This window comes from Rhizobium sp. WSM4643 (assembly GCF_025152745.1).
GTDB lineage: Bacteria > Pseudomonadota > Alphaproteobacteria > Rhizobiales > Rhizobiaceae > Rhizobium > Rhizobium leguminosarum_I.
In genome coordinates, this window is the sequence record NZ_CP104043.1 from 272,469 (window position 1) to 291,687 (window position 19,219).

18 protein-coding genes and 1 pseudogene are annotated in these 19,219 nt (G+C 59.7%); 11 read left to right on the forward strand and 8 right to left on the reverse strand.

Annotated elements, in window-relative coordinates:
* The first annotated feature begins 53 nt into the window (after positions 1-53).
* On the forward strand, positions 54-872 hold the full coding sequence (locus tag N1937_RS30770) for a bifunctional allantoicase/(S)-ureidoglycine aminohydrolase (RefSeq protein ID WP_162115337.1): 819 nt from the start codon (positions 54-56) through the stop codon (positions 870-872).
* A 119-nt stretch (positions 873-991) separates the two neighbouring features.
* The gene (locus tag N1937_RS30775; protein WP_260060278.1) at positions 992-1,525 is read left to right on the forward strand and encodes a GNAT family N-acetyltransferase; all 534 of its coding nucleotides are present in this window, start codon (positions 992-994) and stop codon (positions 1,523-1,525) included.
* 265 nt (positions 1,526-1,790) lie between these two features.
* Here N1937_RS30775 and N1937_RS30780 read toward each other — a convergent pair whose 3' ends face one another.
* From N1937_RS30780 to mug, 5 genes and pseudogenes are all read right to left on the reverse strand, one after another.
* Positions 1,791-3,164: an ISNCY family transposase gene (locus N1937_RS30780; protein ID WP_260058593.1), complete on the reverse strand. Its 1,374-nt coding sequence runs from the start codon at positions 3,162-3,164 to the stop codon at positions 1,791-1,793.
* A 279-nt stretch (positions 3,165-3,443) separates the two neighbouring features.
* Complete coding sequence (locus tag N1937_RS30785; RefSeq protein ID WP_017968423.1) at positions 3,444-3,662, reverse strand: hypothetical protein; 219 nt, start codon at positions 3,660-3,662, stop codon at positions 3,444-3,446.
* A gap of 60 nt (positions 3,663-3,722) precedes the next feature.
* Positions 3,723-3,958: pseudogene (locus tag N1937_RS30790) on the reverse strand (pirin family protein); the annotation flags it as partial.
* A 63-nt stretch (positions 3,959-4,021) separates the two neighbouring features.
* Complete coding sequence (locus tag N1937_RS30795; protein ID WP_260060279.1) at positions 4,022-5,782, reverse strand: MOSC and FAD-binding oxidoreductase domain-containing protein; 1,761 nt, start codon at positions 5,780-5,782, stop codon at positions 4,022-4,024.
* Between the two features lie 52 nt (positions 5,783-5,834).
* Positions 5,835-6,392, reverse strand: a complete 558-nt coding sequence (gene mug / locus N1937_RS30800; protein ID WP_407768106.1) for a G/U mismatch-specific DNA glycosylase — start codon at positions 6,390-6,392, stop codon at positions 5,835-5,837.
* A gap of 291 nt (positions 6,393-6,683) precedes the next feature.
* Between mug and N1937_RS30805 the strand changes: the two genes are divergently transcribed.
* Both N1937_RS30805 and N1937_RS30810 read left to right on the forward strand, forming a co-directional pair.
* The gene (locus N1937_RS30805; RefSeq protein ID WP_260060280.1) at positions 6,684-7,169 is read left to right on the forward strand and encodes a DMT family transporter; all 486 of its coding nucleotides are present in this window, start codon (positions 6,684-6,686) and stop codon (positions 7,167-7,169) included.
* Entirely contained in the window at positions 7,166-7,606 is a 441-nt protein-coding gene (locus tag N1937_RS30810) for a DMT family transporter (protein WP_260060281.1), read from the forward strand. Before N1937_RS30805 ends, N1937_RS30810 begins: the two co-directional genes overlap by 4 nt.
* Positions 7,607-7,730: 124 nt before the next feature.
* Here N1937_RS30810 and yghX read toward each other — a convergent pair whose 3' ends face one another.
* Entirely contained in the window at positions 7,731-8,618 is an 888-nt protein-coding gene (gene yghX / locus N1937_RS30815) for a YghX family hydrolase (protein WP_260060282.1), read from the reverse strand.
* A 328-nt stretch (positions 8,619-8,946) separates the two neighbouring features.
* Between yghX and N1937_RS30820 the strand changes: the two genes are divergently transcribed.
* The 7 genes from N1937_RS30820 (at position 8,947) to N1937_RS30850 (ending at position 16,372) form a co-directional block, all read left to right on the forward strand.
* The gene (locus N1937_RS30820) at positions 8,947-10,104 is read left to right on the forward strand and encodes a Gfo/Idh/MocA family protein (RefSeq protein WP_017968429.1); all 1,158 of its coding nucleotides are present in this window, start codon (positions 8,947-8,949) and stop codon (positions 10,102-10,104) included.
* 12 nt (positions 10,105-10,116) lie between these two features.
* Positions 10,117-11,001, forward strand: a complete 885-nt coding sequence (locus N1937_RS30825) for a carbohydrate ABC transporter permease (protein WP_162115345.1) — start codon at positions 10,117-10,119, stop codon at positions 10,999-11,001.
* Complete coding sequence (locus N1937_RS30830) at positions 10,998-11,855, forward strand: carbohydrate ABC transporter permease (protein WP_017968431.1); 858 nt, start codon at positions 10,998-11,000, stop codon at positions 11,853-11,855. The genes N1937_RS30825 and N1937_RS30830 overlap by 4 nt, the downstream gene beginning before the upstream one ends.
* Positions 11,856-11,928: 73 nt before the next feature.
* Complete coding sequence (locus N1937_RS30835) at positions 11,929-13,134, forward strand: ABC transporter substrate-binding protein (protein WP_222295436.1); 1,206 nt, start codon at positions 11,929-11,931, stop codon at positions 13,132-13,134.
* An 87-nt stretch (positions 13,135-13,221) separates the two neighbouring features.
* The gene (locus N1937_RS30840; protein ID WP_170278927.1) at positions 13,222-14,355 is read left to right on the forward strand and encodes an ABC transporter ATP-binding protein; all 1,134 of its coding nucleotides are present in this window, start codon (positions 13,222-13,224) and stop codon (positions 14,353-14,355) included.
* Between the two features lie 369 nt (positions 14,356-14,724).
* Complete coding sequence (locus tag N1937_RS30845) at positions 14,725-15,315, forward strand: hypothetical protein (protein WP_260060283.1); 591 nt, start codon at positions 14,725-14,727, stop codon at positions 15,313-15,315.
* 73 nt (positions 15,316-15,388) lie between these two features.
* The gene (locus N1937_RS30850) at positions 15,389-16,372 is read left to right on the forward strand and encodes a LysR family transcriptional regulator (RefSeq protein WP_260060284.1); all 984 of its coding nucleotides are present in this window, start codon (positions 15,389-15,391) and stop codon (positions 16,370-16,372) included.
* A 269-nt stretch (positions 16,373-16,641) separates the two neighbouring features.
* Here the strand turns inward: N1937_RS30850 and N1937_RS30855 are convergent, their stop codons facing one another.
* Both N1937_RS30855 and N1937_RS30860 read right to left on the reverse strand, forming a co-directional pair.
* A complete protein-coding gene (locus N1937_RS30855) occupies positions 16,642-17,742 on the reverse strand; it encodes a D-TA family PLP-dependent enzyme (protein WP_260060285.1) in 1,101 nt (366 codons plus the stop codon).
* On the reverse strand, positions 17,743-19,218 hold the full coding sequence (locus N1937_RS30860) for a M81 family metallopeptidase (RefSeq protein WP_170256405.1): 1,476 nt from the start codon (positions 19,216-19,218) through the stop codon (positions 17,743-17,745).
* Between the last annotated feature and the right edge of the window lies 1 nt (position 19,219).

Consider the following 19,219-nt stretch of genomic DNA (forward strand, 5'->3'; position numbering starts at 1 on the left):
GGTGAGCGGCGCATAAATCAGATGCAGTGCTACATGCCGCGAAATCTGGACCAATGAACAGAGATTATTATTCCAAACTCGGCGGACTGCCGCCGCAAACCGAGCTGCTTTCCAGCAAAGCCGTTTTCACCACAGCCTACGCGGTCATCCCGCGCAGCGTCATGACCGATATCGTCACCAGCGTCCTTCCTCACTGGACGGGAACGCGGGCTTGGGTTCTCTCCCGGCCGCTCTCCGGTTTCTCCGAGACCTTCTCGCAATATGTGATGGAGGTCCAGCCCGGCGGCGGAAGCGACCGGCCGGAGCCCAACAAACGGGCCGAAGCGGTCCTGTTCGTCGTCGAAGGCGAGATGACGGTGGAGCTCGACGGCAACAGCCATGCGCTGCGCGCCGGTTCGTTCGCCTATCTTCCGGCGGGCTCGGTCTGGCGCCTGAAAAATAGCGGCTCGACGGCGGCAAAATTCCACTGGATTCGAAAGGCCTTTCAGGAGGTCGAGGGGCTGGAGCCGCCGCCGGCTATCTTCACGCATGAGGACCAGCACCCCATCTCGGCAATGCCCGATACCGATGGACGCTGGGGGACGACCCGGTTCATCGATCCAGCCGATGTCCGCTACGACATGCACGTGAATATCGTGACTCTGGAGCCGGGCGCCGTGATCCCCTTCATGGAAACCCATGTCATGGAGCATGGTCTCTATGTGCTGGAGGGCAAGGCGGTCTATCGGCTGAACCAGGATTGGGTCGAGGTCGAGGCCGGCGACTTCATGTGGCTGCGCTCCTTCTGCCCGCAGGCATGTTACGCCGGCGGCCCCGGCCGTTTCCGCTACCTGCTCTACAAGGACGTCAACCGTCACATGACGCTCTGGTAGGATCTGGAGCGGTTCAGCTTTTCATGGAAATGCAGAACCGCTCTAACCTTTTGTTTTATCGCAATTCCGGACGGAAAACCGCTTTGCACTTTTCCTGGAATTGCTTGGGCGAAGGAACGATGAAGCTCGAAAGCGAACGTCTGATTTTGAGACCCTGGCGACAGCAGGATCGCAAACCCTTCGCTGCGATCAATGCCGAGCCCGACGTCGTCAGATATCTCAATCCTCTGACCGACGAACAGTCGAATGCGATGCTCGACCGCATCGACCGGCACTTCGAGGACCATGGCTGGGGGTTTTGGGCGCTGGAGGAGAAGGAAAGCGGCGCGTTGATCGGTATGTGCGGCCTCGCCAAGGTTTCGCCGGCTTTGCCGTTTGCGCCTGCAGTCGAAATCGGTTGGCGGCTTTCAGCGTCGCGGCACGGCGCCGGATATGCGCGCGAGGCCGCGGAACGCTCTCTCGATTTTGCGTTCAACACGCTGAAGCTTGACCGCATCGTCAGCTTCACGGTGCCCGCAAACAGCAATTCCTGGGGTTTGATGAGACGACTGGGGATGAATCGGATCGGTGAGTTCAATCATCCCAGTTTCGCCGAGGGGCATCCGTTGCGCCATCACGTGCTCTATGAACTGCGGTCATCAAACGGTATGTGACCTCCCACGCATCGGCACCAACCGTGAGGGCGCGTTTATAGTCGAGCAACTTGTATGTGGCGGCAGGGTTGGAATGTCCGTTTGTGTGCAAAGTAGAAGTGTCACTTCGGACGCGTCTTCAGCTATTTAGAAATGCGACACTCGGCATGTCCACTTGCGCTGAGGCAAGCCCCCGACCGGACCGGCTGGACCGGGTTGCAAGGGAAGGGCGGGGGCGGGTGAGATGCTCCCCTTCGGCTTTAGCTTTGACAATTGGAGCAGCCAGTCATTCCGCCGCATCGAGGTCAGAGAGCGCTTGTCGCCGTCGGGCAATGACGGCGGGATCGTTCATGAAATCCTTCCGCCGTCCCGGACCGCGAGCACGTCGCACATAGCCGTTCTTCTCGCTGTTGGTCTTTACATCAGGCTGCGACTGCCGCTCCTGGCGCTCCTTGATATAGGCCAGCACGTCTCCGAGTCGCTTGTTCTCGATGATCGCCGCATGCGTCACCCGCTGGTCCTTGTCGAACACCTTGTAGGGCAGGGAGTATCCCTTCCACCGCACATCGAGCCGGCCGTCCGCATAGGCATAGGTCTCGACATAGCGGCCAGCCAATCCACGCGTCACCTCGTTCTCCTCGAGCATGATCCGCTTGCGTTCAAACGAAAACGTCAGCTGCGCCCCGACATAGCGCTGCTCGCGCTTGCACAGGATCTCCTTCAACCGATCTGGGGCGAGATTCATCGGCCGGTGCAGGTCACCGGATCGGGCAGGGGCGAGCGCAAACCGCGCATTGTAATGCTCTATGAAGTCAGGCAGGTACGCATTGCCTGCCTCCATGTCGCAGATATCGGCCAGCCGCAATTCCTTGACCAGCCGATCCTGCAGCGTCCGGTTCATCCGCTCGACGCGGCCCTTGGCCTGACTGGAATTTGCACAAAGAATCTCGATGTTTAGCTCTGAGAGCGCACGGCCGAACTGGGTCATGCCCTGGCCACCCTTGGCGTCTTTCTTCGCCACCCGGAACACAGAATGCTTGTCCGAGTAGAAGGCCACAGGCGCGCCGTGATCGCGCAGGTAAAGCGCCAGCGCCTCGAAATAGCTGAAGGCGCTTTCCGAGCGCACGAACCGCAACTGCATCAGCTTGCCCGTCGCATCATCGACGAACACCAGCAGCGAGCATGGATCACCGCGGTCCTCAAACCAGCGATGTTCGGACCCGTCGATCTGTATCAGCTCGCCATAGGCTTCACGCCGCAAGCGCGGCTGATGAAACGTCCGCCGCTGCTTGCGCGAGAGCCACAGGCCCGCATCCACCATCCAGCTGCGCAACGTCTCGCGCGACACCCGCAACCCATCGCGCTCGGCAAGCTTCTCGGCCGCCAAGGTTGGTCCGAAGTCTGCATAGCGTTCGCCAACCAGCGTCACGGCGTAATTCCGAACACCGTCGCTGATCCGGTTGTTCGACGGTCGACCGATCGCCTTGTGCCGGATCGACGCCGCACCACCCGTGTTGATCCGCTCCAGCAGACGACGCACCTGGCGCGTACTCAGATCAAGCACATGTGCCGCCGACACCATCGTCATCCGGCCGGCGATGACCTTCGATAGAATCTCGATCCGTTGCAGGTCGCGCTCGCTCATCGCAATCAGTCCCATCCGCAATCTCCACCGTCATCAAACAAGGGGAGAGTGACATTCCAACTTTGCAGAAACAGGACACTTCAACTTTGCGGCTACATTGTAATGTGGCGTAATCAACATTATGGAACTAAAAGGTGCTTTACAACCACCGAGAACCGCCTCTCTAATAAACCCCGCCAATCATTCATGATGGCACGTTGTCTGCAATGATGCCACGCGTTACCGGAGGCGCCCAGACATTCACCGAATTCAGGTGAATCTGCCCCGCGCACCGGTTTCTCGGAGCTTTCTCGGTCAGGTCGTTCGTCCAAGCGTCGAAAGTGCATCCTGCAGTCTGAGTGCCGCCAATGCTTCGGTTGCCTCATCCGAAGACCATCCCGCTTCCAACGCCGCAGACAGGACCAGCGATTCCGTTTGAAGCTCGAGCTTCTCATAAAGCGGCTCGATGGCTTCGCGCGCTGTTACAACGTGCTGGTCTGGTGGGGTGATGGGTGTGGCGGCAACCGTAGGCATGAAATGCTCCTCCTATTGAACGCTAAGGTTCGAAACCCGTTAGGGGCATCCTTGTTCCATTCATATCGCCTTTTCGGTCTTCGAGCGGCCAAGCGAATGACGCCACATATATGGCGAAATTTCCTCCATCGCAGGAACGCGCGAATGATAATTGCCGGCGGGATCTTCTTGTGGTCGCCGACAGTCCCCTGTCTGGTGATAGATGCGTTCGGGTCGAGCAGAAACGCGACCAACGTGCTTGCACTCTGCGCCTCTACTTCGAGCTTGTCATCCAATAAATGCAGCCCCTGCTCGCCTCCAAGCCATCACCGCGCCGTGCGTGGTGAGCAAGAATCACCGTCGGCGCGTTCGTCCAGGCATTACAAATCAATCACGATATCGCCCTCAGGTTTTGCGCAACAGATCAGCACATTGCCATCCGCCGGCGCGTCGACAGGGTCCGGCTGGTAGCCGACACTTCCCTCCACAAGTCCGGTCTCGCAAGTGTGACAGACGCCGGTTCGGCACGACCATCGCACCGGCACGTCGCAGGCCTCGGCCAGTTCGAGCAAGTTCTGGAATGTCGGCTCCCAGCGCACATTGAGGCCGGTGCGGGCAAACGACACCAGCGGCCCCGAGCCTGGAAGCCCTGCCGGCAAATGTGGCGGCCGGCGAGGCGAAGCAGCTATGCCGGGTGTGATCGACGGACCGGCGCCGAACATCTCGGTGTGGATGCGATCCGGCGCGATGCCCAAGGCAGCAAGGCCGACGCTCAGATCGCTCATGAAGCTCGATGGTCCGCAGACATAGACGTCACAATCGCGCGGCAGGTTAAGCAACTTAAGCGCCTGCGCATCCAGATGGCCGCGAGCGTCGAAATCGATATCAGGCCGATCCTTAGGGTCGGGAGAGCTGTAGCAAATATGGCTGTGGTGGTGAGGAAGCCTCTTCAGCAGCCCGCGCGCCTCCTCGGCAAACGGATGTTCGCGGCCATTGCGGGTTCCGTATAACCACCAGACCTCCCGGGGCGATGCTTCGGCCGCCAAGACATGAAGCATCGCCAGCACCGGCGTCACTCCAATCCCGGCACTCAACAGAACAACCGGTGTATCGCCCGGCCGCAATATGAAACTGCCGCGCGCCGCACTTGCCTGCACGATGTCGCCGACCTGTAGCTCGTCGTCGATGTAGCCGCTGGCTGCGCCATGGACCTCCCGCTTGACGCTGACGCGATAATGCGTGACGCTGGGCTCGCCCGACAGCGAATAGCTGCGCATCAGCGCAGGCGCCGGATCCCGTCCGAGCCGCAGCACCACGAACTGCCCGGGGAGTGCGGCGGCAACAGGCTGGCCATCCGCCGGTTCGAGCACGAGGGAAACCACGCTGCCGCTTTCGCGCACCTTGCGCAACACACGCAGCGGGCGGAACCCGCGCCATGCCGGAGGCAGGCCGGGAGCAGCTGTCAGCCCGGCATTTCCTGTCGTCGCGCCCTCCTTCCGCTCCTGCTTGAGTATGGCCTCGAAAGAATGACGCCAGCCTGCGCTCAGCGGCGGGATGCGCAACGCGCGCTCCAACTGATCGCGCGGGTGACCCGGCATATAAAGCAGCGCGTTGATCTCGAAAACGCTCATGCCCTCGGGCCCGGACGCCACCTTCGTGATCTCGTCGCCGGCCTGCACTTCGCCTTCCTCCAGCACACGGAAATAGAAACCAGGTCGACCATGTTTGACCACCAGCGCGGCCATCTCTGGCTCGTCCATGCGTATGCCGAACCGGTAGCAGGTGACGCGCGGTTGCGTCGCCTCGAACAAAGCGCCGCCGATCCTGTAACGGTCTCCAATGCAGACCTCTGCATCCGGCAACCCATCGACGGTGAAATTCTCGCCGAACTGACCGTAAACGAAGTCGTCTCGGCGCAATTGCTCCTGCCAGTACCGATAGGAATCGATCTGATAGACAAAGACTGCGCGGCGTTCGCCGCCGTGGCCAGCCAGATCGCCCTGTCCATCGCCGTCGACGTTCAGGCGCCGCACCATGCGCGGGCCGTCGACCGGCGTCTTCCAAATGGCAGTGTTGACGATCTTGCCTTGCCAGGTGACGTCGCGCGGCAGGCCCACATTGACCGAAAGCAAGCGTACCATGACATTTCTCCCGAATGACGATGATCGCAATTTCCAGATCGGCGCAGGATGACTACAGCGTCAATCTCAGTTCGAGATAGTGTTCGGTCAAAGTCGTCAAGGTGAAGGCTCTGTTGAGGCCGCTCGGATTTGGCAACAGCCAGACACCTGCGCCGGCAAATTCCTCCGGCTGCCGACCCCATTCAACATTGGCTCGAAGACTGATAGCCGCGTATGCCGCCTTTCCAAGAAAAGCCAGATTGGCTGGTGCGAACTTTCGTATCTTGGTTTCCAGGACGGGCGCGGCGCTAAGGTAATCCTGCTTCTTAAGCTCGCTTGCGCTTTTTGTCGGACGTGAAACCGCGGATGTCAGACCACAGCCATATTGCAACAACGCGCGCTCTTCATCCGCCCGCAGCAGGCGCGGTGTAAATCCGGCCAGATGCAGGACGCGCCAAAAACGGTTGCTCGGGTTCGAGAAATTATGGCCGTCGCGAACCGCGGACAGAGCAGGATTCAATCCGCAGAATACCACGGAAAGGCCAGGAGTGAGGATTTCCGACAATTCGGCTCTTGGCATCATGGGGTCGCCTGGGCCGTTGAGGTTTGCGGATGTGGCATCATCTTGCATTATGGGATATCGCTCGAATTAAGCCTGTCAAATATACCAACCGTGCGTCGATCGAAACGAGCTTCCTGAACACCGTCAGGAAGAGGCCGGTCTAACAGACACGCAGTGCTAATCATGTTGCTGGAAATGTCGATGAATGGTCTTACCGGACAATTCCTGAAATCGGAATCGATTTCAGGAATTATGCGGCCATTCAAAGTGCACAGCGTCTTTTGCGGCTCTCAAAAGACGCGCGATGCGGTAGTGACAATCTGAAATATCCGCTGCAATCGATTCTTTGACGGGATCTTCATGACCATCGAAGCCGCACGAAATCCGCATCCGATCTATTTTGCCGGAGCTTTTGCCACGGGCGGGCTCCTGACTTTTATGGTGCACCTCAACGGCGAGTTGGCCCGTTATGGGACTCCCCTGTTCTCATCTTGGACCGCCCACGGCACGGGCATCATCGCAGCCGTCATTCTTCTTTTGCTGATCCACCGGCGCCGCAGACCTAAGCCGGAACAAACCTTGCGCGCGCCTTTATGGGCCTATTTCGGTGGGATATCCGGCGCGGCAACGGTCATGCTGACCTCGACCGCGGTCAACTCACCGCTCGGGCTCTCAGGCACCTTGGCTTTGGGTTTGGCAGGCCAGGTCGCCTTCAGCGTCGCAGCCGACAGTTGGGGATTGTTTGGTCTGCCAAAGCGCCGTCCAGATAGACGAGACATCGTAGCACTCGGCTTGGTCGTCATGGGGGCTGCGCTGACTATCCTGCTTGGGCGAGGTGCGGCATGACGGTGTTCATTCTCCTGGCCTGCCTGGGCGGTGTGCTCGTCGGTCTCAGTCGTCAGCTCAATGGGCGGTTGAGCATATCCACCACACCGCTGATCGCATCCTTCTGGAACCATGCCGTGGGCTTTGCCGTCCTCACCTGCCTTGGTCTCTTTGTCGCGGGCCTGCTTCCTGCAGGCGCTGCCGATGCGCCTTGGTATGCCTATCTGGGTGGTCCCATCGGCGTCATCTTCGTGGCGGCGGGCAGTTGGGTCATTGCTCGAATAGGCGCGGTCAATTCGGCTCTGCTGATCATCGGTGGCCAGATGGTGACAGGGGTGGCGTTTGATTATATCAGCGCCGTTCCAGCATCATTTTGGGCGAACGCGGCCGGAATTGTTCTCATCGTCGGCGGAATGATGGTCAGCCGGGGACGACGCAAAACCGGCCGCTCGCAATAGCCATGCGTTGCGCTGCGATTCAGGTGCCATTGCTGACCGGGCAATTTCATCGGCCGGTCGCAAGGGGACGGATGGACGGTGGGAATGGCTCCCGGCCCGTATCATCGTTCAGGCCGCAGCCTGCTCAGGCGAGGTATTTCGTAAACCAGTCGACCGTTCGCTGCCAGGCGAGCTTGGCCGCTGCTTCGTCGTAGCGGGGCGTGGAATCATTGTGGAAGCCGTGATTGACGTTAGGGTAGATGTAGGCCTCGAATGTCTTTCCCGCTGACTTCAGTGCAGCTTCATAGGCCGGCCAGCCTTCGTTGATGTCCTTGTCCAGCCCGGCATAATGGAGAAGCAGCGGCGCCTTGATCTTCGGCACGTCTTCGGAGCGCGGCTGCCTGCCGTAAAAGGGCACGGCCGCGGCAAGTTCCGGATAGGCCACTGCCGCCGCGTTGGCCACGCCGCCGCCATAGCAGAAGCCGGTGAGGCCGACCTTGCCGGTGGTGAGATCGCTGTGCATCAAAAATTCGACCGCCGCGAAGAAATCGTTCATCAGCTTTTCCGGGTCGACCTTCTGCTGGAGTTCCCGCCCCTTTTCATCGTTGCCGGGGTAGCCTCCGACCGACGTCAGTCCATCCGGCGCAAGTGCGATGAAACCTGCCTTTGCCACGCGCCGCGCCACATCCTCGATGTAGGGGTTCAGACCTCTATTCTCGTGAACGACCACCACGGCCGCGACTTTGCCGGCGGCCTTTGCGGGGCGGACGAGATAGCCGCGGACATCTCCATTTCCCTTCGGAGAGGGATAGGTGATGTATTCGGCTGATATATCGGGATCGGTGAACTCGACCTGTGTCGCCAGCGCATAATCAGGGCTCAGCGATGAAAGAATGGCGGCTGCCGTCACGCCGCCGACCGCGAATTTGCCGGCTCGGTCGAGAAACTCGCGCTTGGTGATTTTCCCGTGCGCGTAATAATCGTAGAGTTCGAGAAGTTCCTGAGGGAAATCCTTGGCTGTCATGCGGGTCATGATGGCTCCTCCTTGCCTTCCGGTCGCGCACTATCCTACACACGTAAACTCGCGGCTCTTTTCAACATTTCGCGAGTTCTGCGTGAGCTTGCCAGGGCGATCATTGGCTGCGCCAACAGTCGCTGAATTCGCTGCCCCGGCGTCAAGAGATGCGCCCTATTCGCTTTGGCAATCGGCGCCCGGCCGGTCGCAGCCAGCAATCGACGCCGGCTACCGATCTATGAAAATTAATTTCATACTCGCGCTTTGAGGCCCGTTTTCTATTGACGCCTTCCGATTTTTGTCCCAACTTAAAGAAAATAAATTACTAAATGGGAACTTGATCGGCATGAAAGTGGGAATCATCGGGCTAGGATTCCGGCTCGGCTATCTCGGCTATGTTTTCAAGGCAATCGATAGCAGCTTCGACATTGTCGGCTATGTGGATCCGGAACCCGCCGGACTTCCTGGATTGACGGAAAAGGGCATTTCAGTCGGCAAGGCCTATGGTTCGCCGGAAGAATTGCTCGCCTCCGAAAAGCTCGATCTGCTGATGATCGGCTCCCCCAATCATATGCATCTCGACCATATCAGGCTCGGACTTCAAGCCGGTCTCAAGGTCTTCTGCGAAAAGCCGATCGTCACCACGATCGCTGAAAGCATCGAACTTGCCCATCTGATGGCAAAATTCGGCCACGAGCGACTGATGGTCGGTCTCGTCTTGCGTTATTCTCCGCTCTACAAGGATCTGCGCGCCATCCAGGCCGAGGGCAAGCTTGGTCAGATCGTCTCGATCGAGGCCTCCGAACATATCGAGCCTTATCACGGTGCCTTCTTCATGCGCGACTGGCGCCGCTATGAACGCTATTCCGGCAGCTTCATGCTTGAAAAATGCTGCCACGACCTCGACCTGTATAATGGCGTCGTCGGTGCGCGGCCGGAGCGGGTCGCAAGTTTCGGCGGCCGCAAGAGCTTCATTCCTGCGAACGATCCAGCACGCGAAGGCATCAACGACCTCGAGCTTTTCCATCGCAAGCCAAGCGGCTGGATGGGCTCGGACAAGGTGTTCGACAGCGACGCCGATATTATCGATTATCAGGTGGCGATCGTCGAATATGCCAATGGCGTCGGCATGAACTTCCACACCAATCTGAATGTGCCCGACCAATTCCGTCGCTTCGCCATCATGGGCTCGCGCGGCATGGCCGAAGGCGATTTCGTTCGCGGTTATCTCGATGTGCACGAACAACTGACCGGCAGCAAGATTGTCGAAAACAAATATGCCGCCACCGAGCTCTCCCAGCATTACGGCGCCGACGAACAGATGGCGAGCGACCTGCTTGAAAGCGTGCGCACCGGGCTCGAACTTCCCGTGTCTACGCTGAATGCGCTCGAAGCCGGCATCCTCGCCTTGGCGATGGACGAAGCGAGGATGAAGAAGGCGGTCGTCGATCTCAGACCCATCTGGGACCGCTTCGACGAAGCCCTTCACGCAAGAGCGGCTTGAGGGGGCGGCAGGATGAGTGTTCAAAGAAGCACCTTCATCTTCGCTTGCATCCTTCTTCTTCCGGCTGTGCTCTATGTTCTGGCGATCGTCGCCTATCCGCTGGTCGATACCTTCGTTCTCTCCTTCACCGACGCGTCCCTCAGGAAGACCACCAATTGGGTGGGCTGGGTCAATTACGAGAAGATCTTCAACGAGCGGTTTGCTGAAGTCATCATCCGCACCTTCATCTGGACCTTCTTCTCGGTCGCCCTGAAAATGGTGATCGGCACCTTCGGGGCGACGATGCTGAACGCCGCGGTCCCCGGCCGCTCATTGTTCCGGCTTTTGACCATGCCGCCATGGATCGTGCCGATGGCGATCGGCATCTTCATGTGGGGCTGGATGTATAACGGCCAGTTCGGGATGATCTCCGGCATGTTGCAGCGCTTCGGTCTGGTCGACGGCCCGGTCGCCTTCCTCGCTTATGGAAGCACCGCCTTCTGGGCCACGATCGTCACCGACGTGTGGATCGGCGTGCCGCTGGTGACGATCTACTTCCTGGCGGCGATCCAATCCATTCCGAAGGATCTCTACGAGGCCGCCTGGACCGACGGCGCCGGCCGCTGGTACCGCTTCCGCCGCATCACGCTGCCGCTGATGGTTCCGGCGATCATCACCATGTCGATGCTGTCGCTGATCGCCACCTTCAACTCGTTCGACATCATCTGGATCCTGACGCAGGGCGGACCGAGCGGCGAGACGACGACGATGATCATCGATACCTACCAGACCGCGATCGGCTCGAAGAAATACGGCGAAGGTGCAGCGCGTGCCGTTTTGATCTGCATCTTCCTGTCGCTCTTCTGCTTCGCCTATTTCCGCGTCACCCGCCGCCTCAATCCGGAGAAGCGCGCATGAGCAATGCAGCCATGATCGACCGTTACCGCTGGTGGGAAATCATCCTGATCTATTGCGGCATCGCGCTGTTTCTTTTTTTTGTGCTGTCGCCCTTCGTCGAAGGTTTCCTGGTGTCGCTGAAGCCGCTCAGCCAGCTCTTTTCCTCACCCTACCGCTTCTGGCCGGAGAACGGCTCGTTCGAAGCCTACCGGACGATGTGGATCAGCGTGCCGGGCTTCGGGCGTTATATCTTCAACTCGTTCTTCATCTCGGTCATCGTCACGCTGATCGTGCTCGGCCTGGTCATTCCGGCGGCCTATGCCTTCGCGAAGTTCGAATTCAAGGGCATGGGCATCCTGCTCGGCGCCTTCCTGACGGTGAACATGTTCTCCGGCGCGGTGCTGTTGATCCCGCTCTTCCGGCTGATGCGCAGCATCGGCGTGCTCAATACCTATCTCGCCATGATCGTGCCTGGCGTCGCCTTCCTGATCCCTTCGGCGATCTGGCTGCTGCGCACCTACATGATCCGTATTCCGCAGGAGCTCAACGAAGCGGCCTACATGGATGGCGCCAGCCACTTCTACACGCTGCGCCGGGTCATCCTGCCGATTGCGATGCCGGGGATTATCGTCGTCGCCATCACCACCTTCATCGGCGCCTACGCCCAGCAATTCATCTTCGCGCTGACGTTCAACTCGAAGACCGAATACATGCCCTTGCCGGTGGGGCTCTTTGCTTACTTCGGCAAGCAGGAGGTCATCTGGAACGAACTGATGGCGGCTTCCTTCGTCGGCATCGCGCCGGCGATGGTCGTCATCTTCTTCCTTCAGCGCTACCTTGTCGGCGGGCTGACCGCCGGTGCGGTGAAACAATAAGACCAAAAAACGAGTGAACAGCTAACACAAGAATGGGAGTCACGACGTGAGCATATCAATCAAGACAGGCCTTATGGCGCTCGCCCTTCTCGGTTCGACGGCACTGACCACGGTCACTGTCCAGGCGGCCGACAAGGAAATCAGCTGGATCTATTGCGGCGACACGATCGACCCGGTCCACACGAAATATATCAAGCAGTGGGAAGAAAAGAACACAGGCTGGAAGATCACTCCAGAGGTCGTCGGATGGGCACAGTGCCAGGACAAGGCAACGACGCTCGCCGCCGCCGGCACGCCGGTGGCGATGGCCTATGTCGGCTCGCGCACGCTGAAGGAATTCGCCCAGAACGATCTTATCGTCCCGGTGCCGATGACCGATGACGAGAAGAAGACCTATTACCCCCACATCGTCGACACGGTGACCTTCGAGGGCAACCAGTGGGGTGTTCCGATCGCCTTCTCCACCAAGGCGCTCTATTGGAACAAGGATCTCTTCAAGCAGGCCGGCCTCGACCCCGAGACGCCGCCGAAGACCTGGGCCGAAGAAATCCAGATGGCAAAGACCATCAAGGAAAAGACCGGCATTCCAGGTTTTGGTCTCTCCGCCAAGACCTTCGACAACACCATGCACCAGTTCATGCATTGGGTTTACACCAATAATGGTGCGGTGACCGATGCCGAAGGCAAGGTCACGCTGGATAGCCCCGAAATCCTCGCTGCGCTGAAGGCCTACAAGGACATCGTCCCCTACTCCGAAGAAGGCCCGACGGCCTATGAGCAGAACGAAGTCCGCGCCATCTTCCTCGATGGCAAGGTCGCCATGATCCAGGCCGGTTCGGGTGCCGCCGACCGTCTGAAGAAGACGCAGATCAGCTGGGGTATTACGACGCTGCCGCTCGGTCCGAACGCCAAGGGTCCGGGCACGCTGCTGATCACCGACAGCCTGGCGATCTTCAAGGGTTCGGGCGTCGAGGACAAGGCGACGGAGTTCGCCAAGTTCATCACCTCTCCGGATGTCCAGTCGGAATACGAACTGCAGGGCGGCGCCGGCCTCACCCCGTTGCGTCCGTCGGCAAAGGTCGACGAGTTCGTCGCCAAGGATCCTTACTGGAAGCCCTTGATCGACGGCATCAGCTATGGTGGTCCCGAGCCGCTCTTCACCGACTATAAGGGCTTCCAGAACTCGATGATCGAAATGATCCAGTCGGTTGTAACAGGCAAGGCCGAGCCGGAAGCCGCACTGAAGAAGGCTGCCGGCGAAATCGAGGCCTTCAAGTAAACTCTCCCGAGCTCCTTGGGGTCGCGGCATCAGCTGCGACCCCTCCCCTCTATCGAATGTGCGAAGACCGCCGGCGGAGACAGATTTTTGGGACAGCTCCTTCTCAACAAAGTTCAGAAATTCTATGGCGACTACGAAGTTCTGAAGGGCGTGCAGCTCGAGGTGAGAAACGGCGAATTCGTCGTCTTCGTCGGCCCGTCGGGCTGCGGCAAATCCACCCTGCTGCGGATGATCGCCGGTCTCGACGCGACGACCGCCGGCGACATCGTCATTAATGGCGTCAGGGTCAACGACCTACCGCCGGTCAAGCGCGGCATCGCCATGGTGTTCCAGTCCTACGCGCTCTACCCGCATATGACGGTCTTCGAGAACATAGCCTTCCCGCTTCGCGTCGAAAAGATGGAAGAAGAAAAGCTCAAGGCCAAGGTGGAAAATGCAGCGCGCATCCTTCACCTCGAGCAGCGGCTGCAGCAGAAACCAGGCATGCTCTCCGGCGGCCAGCGCCAGCGCGTCGCGATCGGCCGCGCCATCGTACGCGAACCGAAGATCTTCCTGTTCGACGAGCCGCTCTCCAACCTCGACGCAGCACTGCGCGCCGACATGCGCATCGAGCTTGCCAAGCTGCACAGGCAGTTAAAGGCGACGATGATCTATGTGACGCACGACCAGGTCGAGGCAATGACCATGGCCGACCGTATCGTCGTGCTTGACGCCGGCGATATCTCCCAGACGGGCGCGCCGCTGGAGCTTTATCATAAGCCCGCGAACCAGTTCGTGGCCGGCTTCATCGGCAATCCGAAAATGAATTTTCTGCCTGTGACCTGTAAAAGCGTCAGCGCCAATGGCGTCGAGGTGGATTATCAGGGCCAGACAGCCCTCCTGCCCGTGACGCCGCGCGACGGCATGGCCGGCAAGGCTTTGACGCTCGGCATCCGGCCGGAGCATATCCAGCTTAACGGCGGCGATATCGTCTTTACCGTGACCCCGACGGTCATCGAGCGCCTCGGGGCAAATACGGTCGCTTATGCCTCGCTCAACGGAGAGGCCGAGAATTTCTGCGCGATGCTGCCGGGTAGCGTCGGCATCCGCGCGGACGCGCCAGTCGCGACCGGCATCAACGCCGCAGATTGCCATTTGTTCGACGAGGCCGGCGTTGCCTTCGAGCGGCGCGTGGAACTGACCGAAATCGATATGAACATGATCAATCCCACGGCGGTCTGAAGCGACTGGCTTCGTGTCGGCGGTCCTATTGATGCCGCCACAGGACCCTCTGCCAATCGGACGGCAGTTCTCGCGGCGTTCGGTCCGCTTTTCTACTGGTGCCCGGAGGCTAAACAAGCCTTTTGACCGCGGGCGTTGCGAAGCTGCGGCCAGCAGCATCGAGGCCAAAGTCAGCATCGCGTCGGCACTCGCCAGAGCGGGCGAACCTCCGGCCATGACCATGGCAATACCTGGGACCATGAGAGCGACACCGAGGATGGCAAGTCCGGCGTGAACGTGGGGAAGTATCCCCCGCGCTGCGGTGGGGGTCAGCCGGCAGTACAGGCCAAACAACGCCAGCGTCGTCCATCCCACCAGGTTGAGATGCGCATGGGCCGCCGCCAGCAAGTAGTCCTCGCTGATTGCCATCTGGATCCCCCAAACCTGCCAGAGGTGACACACACGACCGCCGCGAGAAAAAAGATAAAGGCGATGTCACGCATATCAGCCTCTCTGCGCCAGCCCGGGGCCGGTAAACTGCGAGCCATAGCGTGCCGCACATTCGGCAACCGCGGCGATGTCACGCGGTATTTGAAAACCGGCTGCGGCGACTTCTTCGAAAAAACCTTCAAAGCCACCCGGCGTCAGCACCGCGATGCAAACAGCCCCGTCGGGACCGGTGCGGAAGCTATGACGCTTGCCACGTGGGATATGCGCAATCTACATCGGACCGCGCCGAAACACGGTGCCCTCAAGTTCGAAATCAATGACGCCTTCCAGCACAAGGAAAGTTTCGTCCTCGGCCTCATGGATGTGCGAAGGCGGGCCCTCAAGCGGGCCGGCAACGCCGTGGACGATGGACATGGCGCCTTGCGTTTCGGCAGAGGACAACAGGATGCGATAGGTGGTGCCATTCCAGCTATGAGACTGCTGTGGCTGGGTATATATGTTCATGATACAGGGACCTTCGTGGTTGGTTGATCGGAAGGCCCCCGAAATAGCGCACCGCCGGGCTTGTGATAAATTGGATGATTATATCGACTGAATTGATCCTATGAATTTATCCACGTTCGACCTCAACCTATTGAAAGTGCTGGATGCCTTGTTGCGCGAACGGTCTACCGTGCGCGCCGGGGAACGGGTTGGCCTATCGCAGCCGGCCGTGTCGGCGGCCCTTGGGCGGTTGCGCGCCGCCTTCGGCGATCCACTGCTGATGCGCGATGGCCAGCAAATGCGCCCGACCGAATTTGCACTTGCTTTGGTGTTGCCGTTGACGCAACTGCTTGAGGATTCAAGCCGCCTCTTAAACCCGGCAAGCTTCGATCCAGTGAGTGCGGTGCAGACTTTCCGCATTGCAGCGTCAGATTTTTTCACCGAGATGATGCTTCCCGGCCTAATGGCTAACCTGGAACAGCGGGCACCGGGCATTTCGCTGCGCTATACCGACTCGCTCAATCTTCAGACCATGGACGACCTACGAGAAGCCAGGCTGGATCTGATCTTGTTGCCTGCGGGCAATTTTTCGCCCTGGGTCGATTGGCGACCGATCTTTCATGCCAGTTACGTTGTTGTTGCGCGGCAGGATCATCCGGTTCTACGCCAGCACGGTGTTACGACGGCGGCGGCGATGCCCGTCGAACTGTATTGCAGTCTGCGCCACGCCGCCTTCCGCGTCATCGAGATGGCGCCCGATCGAGAAACTGCCGCACTTGCGGCACTGGGCCTGCAACGTGAGGTCGTCCTCTCGGTACCGACCTTTACGGCCGTCTTGCGGTCTGTGGCCGCGACAAACCTTGTCGGAATTGTACCGCGCCGGATGGCCGTGAAAGTGGCCATCGCAGAGGGGCTTGCCATTTATCCGCTGCCCTTTGCTTTGCCGCCAATACTGTTGGCAATGATTTGGCACCGGCGCAATTCCGCCTCCCATGCACACGCTTGGCTGCGCGATCAGGTCTCCGAAATACTCACGCCACTCGATGATCTTGAACAGTCCAGCGTCGGTAGTTTGGTATTGGGAAGCGCTGCCAATCTCGATTGATTGCGGGCTAGGTTTGGGTCCCGTATCGGGCGCTATGGAACGGCTGCTCTCGATACTTAAACGCCGAAAACCGACCGTCAGTTTCCGCCCCAAATCGGTCATCGTCGGTTCTGAACTGATGTCGGTTATTGGCGCAACGAAATCATCCGCCACGCGCATGTCTTGCGATATCAGCGACTGCATTCTTGCTGATACCGAGACCGCGAGCAATCCACCAATAACTGAGGCGTTCGGCGATCAAGGCCATTTCGCCCTCAACCGGAACAAGCCTACCAGACGAGACCGCGGGCCGCGACGTCCTCGACGCGGGTGACGATGCCGCCCCGATGGAAGACCATCGTGTCGAACAGGTTGGACACTACGCAGGTATGGTTCGGGATGATGAAGAGCTTCTGGCCGATCTGCGGCCTGGGGCCGGTGCAGTTCGACAGGTCGATCACGCCATGTTCTTCCGAGAGGCTGCTGATCCGCGCTTCGGGATAGCCGACGACTAGGCCGTAATCGCTGAAACCCTGAAGATCCGATGTCAGCGCCTTCGAGCCGGCATCGACGACGGCGCGGTCGGCGTTGGGGCGGGAGACGACGGTTGCCAGCACGTGCATGGCGCAATCGTCCTCGGTGCAATGGCCCATGCGCACCATCTGGCGGTCGTTGTAGATATAGGTGCCGGCGCGGTGCTCGGTGGCCGATTTGACGAGATGCGCCTCGAAGAGGCTTGGCGTTCCGCCATTGCTGACGATCGGGCAGCTTATGCCTTCCGATGTCAGCTGTGCGAGCGCCTCTGTGATGAAGGCTTCGACGGCGGCGGCCGATTGCGGTTTCGGATAGGTGACGATGCCGCCGAAGGTGAGACCGTCGGCCGCGGCGATGCGCCTGGCGAGCGAAGCCGCTTCTGCCGGCGTCTGCACGCCGCAGCGGCCGCCGCCGGTGTCGCATTCCACAAGCACGTTCAGCGGCTTGTGGCCGGAGAAATGTGCCGCGAGCCCGTCGACCGTCACTTCGCTGTCGGCGACGACCTTGAGGGCCGAAATTCTCTCGTTCAATTTGCCCAGCCGCTCGAGCTTCTGCTGTCCGAGGATATTGAAGGTGATGAGGATGTCCTCGAAGCCGGCTTCAGCAAAGACTTCGGCTTCCGTGACCTTTTGGCAATTGATGCCCTTGGCGCCGGCGGCAATCTGCGCGACGGCCAAGGCCGGGATCTTGTGCGTCTTGATATGCGGGCGGAAATTCAGCCCGTGCTGATCCATATAGGATTGAACGCGGTTGATGTTGGCAGCCAGCCTGTCTTCGTCGATCACAGGACGCGGCGTCGAGAGATCGGCGATCCTGTCGCCTGCCTTGGCGATGACGGCGAACCTGTTGTCATGCATCTAGGCGGCTCCGCGTTCTAACCCGTGTGGATCGGCGACGATCGGCCATATGGTCTTCGGTGCCCGCCGGTACGGCGTCGTCGCCGGATTATTGGGATAGGGCGTTCCGGCCGAGCAGTAAAGGATCTCGGCGGCGATCTTCGAGAAGGACGCGAAGAAGTGGTTGGTGGATTTGATCACCAGAATCTTCTGCCGGGTGGGATCAATGCCCATCACCGAGAAAAGGCTCGGATCGAAGCTTTGGGCGCGTGTCGAATTGAGGATGATGTCGATGCCGTTGAGGACAATATGAGCGGCATCGCCGAAAGGTGCCAGGCTCTCGCCGAACTGCATCTCGGCATTCTTGACCAGCTTGGCGATCTTGACGGTGCCGTCGATGGGGTTGCCGGTGCCGGGGGCCGACTTGGCGCCGAAGCGCAGCGGAATTTCCGCCCCCTCGCCTGCCGCAAAGCAGATCTGCACGGCGACAGGATCCCAAATGGTGCCGATCGCGGCGCTGGTGACACCGCGGGCCATGAGCTCGGCGAGAATAACCGTCGCATCGCCTGCCGTGCCGCCGCCCGGATTGTCCCAGACATCGGCGATGACGACGGGCCATGCGGTGGCGGCCATCGCCTGCGAGACGGCTTGCCTCTCGTCGATCTGCGGCACCATGAAGGTGCCGCGTTTGGAAAACAGCTCGAGGCCGAGTTCGCGCGCCAAAGCCGCGCCCTTTTCGGGCTTATTATCCGTCACGACAAGCAGCTTCGTTCCCATTTCGGGAACGTCGCCGACCATGAAACCGTGGATCACCGAGATCGACAAGACGTCCGGATCATCCTTTTCTATCCGCATGATCTTGTCGACGAAGGAACGCATCGGTTCGCGCGATGTCGGGAAGACGTCGATCATCTTGCAGTCGAACACCGACATATCAGGCTTGATGCGGCCTTCGAGCGTCTCGACCGCAATGCGCCAGAGATCCTCGGCGCGGTCGACGAAGTCCGTATGCGGAAACTCCTTGAAATAGACAGCGAAATCGAGCGCAGCGACGCGTTTTGCGGTGAGATGGCTGTGCGGATCGAGCTCAGCGCAAATGAGAACGTTAGGCCCGACGATCTCGCGCATGCGCTGGAGAAGATCGCCTTCGGTATCCTCGTATCCGGCAGCCACCATGGCGCCATGCAGGCCCATGACGACGGCGTCGACAGGCATTGCCCCGCTAAGTTGCTCGAGGATTTCGTCACGTAGCTCCTCGTAAGTTCCCCGGTTGACGAGGCCTGCGGGATCGGCCCACGTGGCCGTTCCTTCGATCAGTTCCCAGCCCTTTTCCCGGGTGACGCGCCTTCCGACGGTGATCGGCGCGGTGCAGAGCGTCGGTGTTTCGGGATGCTGGCCGGGCGGGGCATAAAGCGAGGCTTCGAATGCGCGGCGATCCACGCAGATCGGGGAAAAGGTGTTGGTTTCCGTCGCCAGTGCTGCCGTGAAAATGCGCAAG